The sequence below is a fragment of the Bradyrhizobium guangdongense genome (assembly GCF_006483445.1).
GTDB lineage: Bacteria > Pseudomonadota > Alphaproteobacteria > Rhizobiales > Xanthobacteraceae > Bradyrhizobium > Bradyrhizobium guangdongense_A.
On the sequence record NZ_PPPT01000101.1, the window covers coordinates 1 to 6596 of the forward strand.

Sequence of the window (6596 nt, forward strand, 5' to 3'; positions counted from 1 at the left end):
AAGCCCGGCCATGACGACTTTGCCGCGCCCCGCTTCAGTAAGCGCGACGTTGCTGCATCTGCTGTTGTTGCTGGAGCTGGAACGCATAGCGCGGGTTGATGTCGCAATAGGCATCGGTGCCGGACGCCGTGGCCTGGCATTGCTGGTAGGTGACGAAAAGGCAATTGCCCGGGTAGCCCCATTGGCGGCCCTGCAGACAATAGCGCTCATTGGCCCGGACCTGGATTTGGGGCTGGACCTGGGCCTGAGCTTGCGCCTGCGCCGTGAAGGCGATGGCGGCAAGCGCAGCAAGCGATGCCAGGAGGGGGATGGTGCGACGCATGGTGGTCTCCTCTGAGAATTGACGGGGCAATGTCCGCACTTCGCTGGTGTTCCCGGCGGCGCGGCGGTGGCCCCAGTTGTTGCGGGCAAACCGGAACGCGTTCGAATTGTGGGCATCCTGAAGCCACATCCGGGCGTCGCTATGTGATGTCGGCCACAGTCCGCGGGCCGCAAAAGCTCTAGGGTGGCGAGGCTTGCACGAGTTCAACGAGCGGGATTACGCTTCCGCCATTCGGATCAGGCACTTTGGAGGTTCTGATGCAAAAGTCATATTTGCTTGCTGCCGCTGCGGCGATCACTCTCGTGTTGCACGCCCCGCTCGCGCTGGCCCAGGGCACGCCGGCCGCCGGCGGCACCAATGCGGCTCCGGCTGCGACCACGACAGCGCCCGCGGCGACAACAACGACGCCTCCTGCGGCCACGACGACAGGCACTGCACCGGCTGCAACCAACACCACGACGACCACTCCGACGGATGGCAAGAAGTCCGCCGAGAAAAAGCCCGCGAAAAAGAAGATGACGCGCCAGCAGGAGATCGATCACTCCGTCGAGTCAGGCACGGTGCCGTCGCGCTATCGCTCCTCGGTGCCGAAGCAGTACCAGCAATATGTTCCGTTCGATAAGCAGTAGGGCTCGCCGATCGGCGCGATGCGCTTGATGCGTCGCGCCGGCGAAAGCTCGCTCAGGTTTGTCCTTCGCCGTTCGGCGTGTTCATCACGCGACGAAGCGGGTTGGCATCGTCGGGTTCGATCAGCCAATCCTCGGCGAAGCATTCGAACGTCTCGTCGCGAAAATAGAACAGGAAATGGCGGCTCGCGCCCGCGCCGCCTGCCGCGCGCCAGTCGGCCGGCAGGTCCTTCAACAGATCAACGCCTACGAGCTCGTAGAACTCGCCCCAACGTGGTGCGATCGTGCTGTAGCGGCACTGGCCGCGATACCAGCCTTCGTCATTGGTGCTGCCAAGCCGGTAGCGGCTGCAATCGACAAAGCGCAACGTGCCGCGCTCGCCTTCGTCAAATGGTCCCTCCACTGGAGCGCCCAGTTCGAAATCTAACTGAATGTCGCGCCCGCTCGGCGCAACGCGCGGCTCCGGGACGTTCGGCTCCGCATTCCAGCCGACGTTCAATTGCAGGAAGTCGGGCGTGATGTGCGACGCCGGATTTGCGGCCCGGCCGACGGAGAGTTGTCGGGGAGGGGACGGTGCTTGCGCGATCGGCGCAAGACCGAGCATGCGCCTGAGGAAACTGACGATCGACATCGAGAGCCCCACGCGCTGCCGATGATGACAATATACCACTGATTTGCCCGACGGGTCAAGGCATTTTCGGAAAAAACGTAGGCAGTCCTGCCGCCCTTATCGGCTACTGTGCATGGGGTTGTTTTCGGCGTTTATTTCGGGCCGTCGGCCTCGTCCCGCTTTCGTCCGTTCGCGCAACACCTTGCGGTCGCGACAGATTGTGCCGATGCAGGCGGCTGTCTGGCGACGATGAAGGTCAGGATTTGGAAGGCTTTGGAAGAAAATGGTGGGCGCACAAGGGATCGAACCTTGGACCTCTCCCGTGTGAAGGGAACGCTCTCCCGCTGAGCTATGCGCCCGGGACCATGATGCGGGTCGCCTCAAATCGGCGGCGGCGCATTTGGAGCCCGCGATTTAGAAGTCGGGGCTTGAGGTGTCAAGTTTTCAGGCGCTGTGGCGGCTGAAAACCTTCCGTAGAATACGCAGATCGTTGCCGAAATCGCGATTTCGGACGCGTCAGGCGCCCTGTTGGCGGGCGCGGGAGGCGTGGGCCTGCAGCGCGCGGATGCGCTCGGCGAGCGTCCCACCGCCCTCGGGCGGGGCGACGGAAGCGGGCGCACCGTTGACCGGGGCGTCGTTGGCCGGGCGCGGGGCGGGTTTTGGCGCCGCGCCGGCTTCGGTCGCGAGCAGCGCCTCGATCGGCGAGTTCGGCCCTTCGAGCTGCATCGCGAGTTTTGCGACCTCGGCGGCGATATCGTTGATGCGCTCGCGCAGCAGCGCGTTCTCCATGCGCTCGGTCGCCCAGGAGCTCTCCGCCTGGCTCTGGATCGCGTTGATGTCGCGCTGCAGTTTCGAGCGCTCGTCGCGCGCGATGCGCAATTGTTCCTCGACCGCGGCCTTCTCGCCGCGCAGCCGCTCCAGCATCGGCGAGCCGCCGCCGCCGCTGAGCGCGGCGATCTCGACGCGGAGATCCCTGATGGTGCGCTCGGAGGTCTCATTGGCCGTGCGAAGCTGGTTGTTCTCGTATTCGCGCTCGGCCAGGAGCTTGCCTTGCGTCGCGAGCCGTCCCTCGAGATCGGTGACGCGGCCGGACAGCATTTCGGCTTCCTTGACCTGCAACATGAGCTGGCGATCGAGCTCGGTGACGCGCTGGCTCAGATTTTCGACCCGGCCGCGCGCATCCGTGAGCTCGCGCGTGGCGGCCTCGGACTCGCTGCGTTCCTGCGTCAGCCGCGCCTGCGTCGCCGCGAACTCCTTCTCGGCGTCGCCGACCCGGTTCTTCAATTCGTCGATCTGCGCGCGTACCGCGACCAGCTCGACCTGGCGACTTTCCGCCATCATCGAGCGATCGGACAGCTCGTGATTGATCTTTGCGAGCTCGGCTTGCTTGTCGGCGAGCGCGAGCTCGGCGCCGCGCAGCGCTTCGGTCTTGGTGTTGAATTCCTCTTCGGTGGCGCGGAGCTGCTCCTTCACCGCCTTCTCGCGCGCCTCGAGTGCAAAGATCGTGGCGTTCTTCTCGCCGAGCTCGATCTTCATGCGGTTGATGGCGTCGCTCTTCTTGCCGAGCTCGGCAAGCTGGCTCGTGGTCTTGTTCTTGAGTTGATCGACGCTCATTTCGAGCCGCCGTGCCGACATCGCGAATTCGGCGCGCAACTGGTCCTTGTCGGCCTGGATCTCGGCCATGGAGAGGGGCGTCGCGGCCTCCAGCCGGCGCGTCGTCAGCCGCACCGCGCGGTTATGCACCAGCGGCACGATGGCGAGCCCGCACAGCATCGACAGCAGGAAACCGATCGCCAGATACATGATCGGTTCGACCATGGGGCTGAACTCCCGAAAACAAGGAAAAATTTACCAAAGACAATGCCATGGCGGGCCGGCCAAAAGCCAGCCCCGGCCGCCGTTAACGTGAATCCGTAACCAGAGAAAGGTCTGGCCCCTGGGATGCCCTAGAACGGGTTCCAGGTCGCCCGCGGCGTATATTTGAGGTAGCCGATATTGGCCCCGAGCCGCAGGCCGATGCCGGAGCGGATCGGCACCAGCACGATGTTGTTGGCGGTGAGCGCCGTCATGCCGAAGCCGCCGATGATATAGGCGGAGCCGTCGAGGCCGGCGAAGCGCTGGTAGATCGCGTTGGTGGCGGGCAGGTTATAGACCAGCGTCATGGTGCGCGCGCCGTCGCCGCCCCAGTCGAAGCCGAGCGAAGGACCCTGCCAGTAGACGCGCAGGTCGCCGGCATTCTTGGTGTAGAGCGTGCCTTCGCCGTAACGAAGCCCGGCGACGAAGGCGCCGGAACCTTCCTCTCCGAGGATATAGCCGTTCGGCAGGCCCCATTGGCTGACCGCCTTCTCGATGATCGAGGCGAGCCCGCGCGAGACGTTGCCGAAGAAGCGGTGACCGGCGCCGACGAGCTCATCCGGCCCATAGGTGTTGGGCGTCGGGGTCCGCTGCGGCGGCGGCAGGTTCGGCGGCGGAGCCTGCTGCGCGGAAGCCGGCACGATCCAACCCACCAGCGCGACGAGCGCGAGTGCGGCGATGCGTGATGCGAAAGTCATAAAAGAACCCCTGGTATCGATTCCGGTCGCTTCCTTAACCTGACGCCAACAGGCGCGGCCCTAGGTTGCGCCGACTGTCCCCTCGACTCGGATGTTATCCGTAGCAACTATGACGGCACAACGGCAGGAAACCAGTCCCTCGCGCCCCGGATTCGCCTTGATCTGGCTGCTTGCGGGCATATGGCTGGCAATCGGGGCCGTTGCCCACGCCGCCACGACCGAGCGGATCGTCGTCAACCGCTTCACCGGGGTTGCCATCGAGGGTTTTGACCCCGTGGCCTATTTCGTCGGTGGCCAGCCCGCCCAGGGCAGCGCCGAGTACGAGGCGAATTTGTGGGGCGCGGTCTGGCGGTTCCAGAACGAGGGCAACCGGGCCTCCTTTCTGTCCCATCCCGAGGTCTACGGCCCGCAATATGGCGGCTATGACCCCGTGGACGTCGCCCGCGGCGTCACCATCGCCGGCAATCCCCGGTTTTTCGTCATCGCGGCCGACCGGCTCTATCTGTTCAGCCGGGAGGACAACCGCGACGCTTTCGCCGGCAACCCCGAAAAGTACCTCTACGAGGCAAACAAGCGCTGGGCTGGCCTGCTGGAGCAGCTCAGTCAGTAGGTCCGTACTGCGCTTGGATCCCCCCAGGCGATGAACTCCGGCACCAGAAAATTGCCCGTCCGCTGGCCGAACCGGATCTCGCCGCCCTGGCCGTCGGTGACCCGGCCTCCAGCCGCCGTGACGACCGCGCAGCCAGCCCCGACGTCCCATTCCGAGGTCGGGCCGAAGCGGGGATAGATGTCGGCGGTGCCCTCGGCGATGCGGCCGAACTTGACCGCCGAGCCCAGTGTCCGCCTCACAGCCCCGGGCCGTTCGTCGATGAAGGCTTCGCTCCGGGCATCGCCATGCGATCGGCTCACCGCCGCAATCCAGGGCTCGCCTGGCTTCGGCAGCGCGCGGGTATGGATCGGCTCGGCGGAACCGGCCACCGCTCCGTCAATCCGCAGCCGCTCGGCGCCGTGTCCGACGACGCCGCGCCAGAGCAGCCCGAGCGCCGGCGCACTGACGATGCCCAGCAATGGAATGCCGTTCGTGACCAGCGCGACATTGACGGTGAACTCGTCGCGGCCGGCGACGAACTCCTTGGTGCCGTCAAGGGGATCGATCAGGAAGAAGCTGTCGCGAAACGGGGGCGACGCGGCTTGAGTCCGCTCTTCCGACAAGGTCGGGACGTCAGGCGCGAGTGCTGCGAGCCCTTCGCCGATGATGCGATCGGCGGCGAGGTCCGCTTCGGTAACGGGCGAGCCGTCCTGCTTGCCCTCGACCTGCATCGCGGCGCGGTTGACGGCGAGGATCGCCGCGCCCGCCCTGACCACCAGCGCCGTCAGCGGCTCCATCAAGCCGCACGCGGCCTTGCCGTCCATCACCCGCATCGCCTGCATGCCTCATTCATCGGCAGATCCTGTCATTACGCCGGTTTGATTCGCAGGGCTCCTTATGGCCGCTTCGAGCCTACCGCAAGCGCTAGCTGGCAAGGCTAGCTGGTATGGGCTTGCGAATGTTAGAAGCCAAGCCACCCCTAAAGCATGCGTGATTCGCCGCGTCCGCGCCGTGTAATTTCCAGGAACCATTTATGTCTGGCACCTCGTCACCCGGTACCGCTACTGCTCCCGATATGCTCGAACTCGCCGCATTGCTGTGCTCGCGGGTCTGCCACGATCTCATCAGCCCTGTCGGCGCCATCGTCAACGGGCTCGAGGTCCTCGACGACGATCCCAAGCCCGAGGACCGCGAATTCGCCCTCGATCTGATCCGCAAGAGCGCCAAGACGGCATCCGCCCGGTTGCAGTTCTGCCGTCTCGCCTTCGGTGCGGCCGGATCAGCCGGCGCCCAGATCGATCTCGGCGACGCGCAGACCATGGCTCGCGGTCACATCGAGGACGGCAAGTGCACGATCACGTGGAATCTGCCGCGGCTGCTGTTGCCGAAGAATCGCGTCAAGCTTCTGCTCAACATGCTGGTGGTCGCACAGCACACGATTCCGCGCGGCGGCTCGCTGACCGTCGATCCCGTCGGTGACGGCGAGACGATGAGCTTCCGCATCACCGCGACCGGCCACAATGCGCGCCTGCCGCAGAACATCGCCGAGCTCTTGAGCGGCGAGCGCGGACCGGCGGCCGATGCGCACGCCATTCAGCCTTATTATACGCGGCTGCTCGCGCAGGCTTGCGGGCTCACCGTGAAGCTCGCGCCCGAAGGCGAGGCGATCATCGTTAGCGCTTCGTAAACGCGAACGCCTCTTCGCTGGTTAATCAAAGCTTACCAGGGCGCTTCGACTCGTTCGGAGCGCCTTATCTCTTTGTTGGTTCCGTTCTTTTGCACATACTCAACCATTATTAAACGCTTTGCGGTGAAGCTGGCCCCATTCTGAAAGGCGCATCACAACCTCGTGCGCCCTCCCTGTATGAAGGCCTGTTTTCATGGATGATCTGTTGCG

At 64.8% G+C, this 6596-nt stretch carries 8 protein-coding genes and 1 tRNA gene; 3 read left to right on the forward strand and 6 right to left on the reverse strand.

The window, feature by feature from the left end:
- Positions 1-34 precede the first annotated feature (34 nt).
- Positions 35-322, reverse strand: a complete 288-nt coding sequence (locus C2U70_RS14685; RefSeq protein WP_140978965.1) for a DUF3551 domain-containing protein — start codon at positions 320-322, stop codon at positions 35-37.
- Between the two features lie 257 nt (positions 323-579).
- Between C2U70_RS14685 and C2U70_RS14690 the strand changes: the two genes are divergently transcribed.
- Positions 580-951, forward strand: a complete 372-nt coding sequence (locus C2U70_RS14690) for a hypothetical protein (protein ID WP_140978967.1) — start codon at positions 580-582, stop codon at positions 949-951.
- Between the two features lie 52 nt (positions 952-1003).
- Here the strand turns inward: C2U70_RS14690 and C2U70_RS14695 are convergent, their stop codons facing one another.
- The 4 genes from C2U70_RS14695 to C2U70_RS14710 all read right to left on the reverse strand — a co-directional run bounded on the left by C2U70_RS14695 (position 1004) and on the right by C2U70_RS14710 (position 4110).
- On the reverse strand, positions 1004-1552 hold the full coding sequence (locus C2U70_RS14695; RefSeq protein WP_186294266.1) for a hypothetical protein: 549 nt from the start codon (positions 1550-1552) through the stop codon (positions 1004-1006).
- 290 nt (positions 1553-1842) lie between these two features.
- Positions 1843-1917: transfer RNA gene (locus C2U70_RS14700), tRNA-Val, on the reverse strand.
- A gap of 157 nt (positions 1918-2074) precedes the next feature.
- Complete coding sequence (locus tag C2U70_RS14705; protein ID WP_140978969.1) at positions 2075-3376, reverse strand: hypothetical protein; 1302 nt, start codon at positions 3374-3376, stop codon at positions 2075-2077.
- A gap of 128 nt (positions 3377-3504) precedes the next feature.
- The gene (locus tag C2U70_RS14710) at positions 3505-4110 is read right to left on the reverse strand and encodes a DUF1134 domain-containing protein (RefSeq protein ID WP_140978971.1); all 606 of its coding nucleotides are present in this window, start codon (positions 4108-4110) and stop codon (positions 3505-3507) included.
- A 109-nt stretch (positions 4111-4219) separates the two neighbouring features.
- Between C2U70_RS14710 and C2U70_RS14715 the strand changes: the two genes are divergently transcribed.
- Positions 4220-4720: a YHS domain-containing (seleno)protein gene (locus C2U70_RS14715; protein ID WP_140978973.1), complete on the forward strand. Its 501-nt coding sequence runs from the start codon at positions 4220-4222 to the stop codon at positions 4718-4720.
- Here C2U70_RS14715 and cysQ read toward each other — a convergent pair.
- Positions 4714-5541 (reverse strand): 3'(2'),5'-bisphosphate nucleotidase CysQ, encoded by an 828-nt coding sequence (gene cysQ, locus C2U70_RS14720; RefSeq protein WP_140978975.1) that lies wholly within the window; start codon positions 5539-5541, stop codon positions 4714-4716. The genes C2U70_RS14715 and cysQ overlap by 7 nt on opposite strands.
- 191 nt (positions 5542-5732) lie before the next feature.
- Between cysQ and chpT the strand changes: the two genes are divergently transcribed.
- Positions 5733-6386: a histidine phosphotransferase ChpT gene (gene chpT / locus C2U70_RS14725; RefSeq protein WP_140978977.1), complete on the forward strand. Its 654-nt coding sequence runs from the start codon at positions 5733-5735 to the stop codon at positions 6384-6386.
- Positions 6387-6596: the final 210 nt, after the last annotated feature.

Coding starts and splice junctions, on each gene's coding strand:
- chpT (WP_140978977.1), top strand. CDS start 5,733: ATGTCTGGCACCTCGTCACCCGGTACCGCTACTGCTCCCGATATGCTC.
- C2U70_RS14710 (WP_140978971.1), bottom strand. CDS start 4,110: ATGACTTTCGCATCACGCATCGCCGCACTCGCGCTCGTCGCGCTGGTG.
- C2U70_RS14705 (WP_140978969.1), bottom strand. CDS start 3,376: ATGGTCGAACCGATCATGTATCTGGCGATCGGTTTCCTGCTGTCGATG.
- C2U70_RS14695 (WP_186294266.1), bottom strand. CDS start 1,552: ATGCTCGGTCTTGCGCCGATCGCGCAAGCACCGTCCCCTCCCCGACAA.
- C2U70_RS14690 (WP_140978967.1), top strand. CDS start 580: ATGCAAAAGTCATATTTGCTTGCTGCCGCTGCGGCGATCACTCTCGTG.
- cysQ (WP_140978975.1), bottom strand. CDS start 5,541: ATGCAGGCGATGCGGGTGATGGACGGCAAGGCCGCGTGCGGCTTGATG.
- C2U70_RS14715 (WP_140978973.1), top strand. CDS start 4,220: ATGACGGCACAACGGCAGGAAACCAGTCCCTCGCGCCCCGGATTCGCC.
- C2U70_RS14685 (WP_140978965.1), bottom strand. CDS start 322: ATGCGTCGCACCATCCCCCTCCTGGCATCGCTTGCTGCGCTTGCCGCC.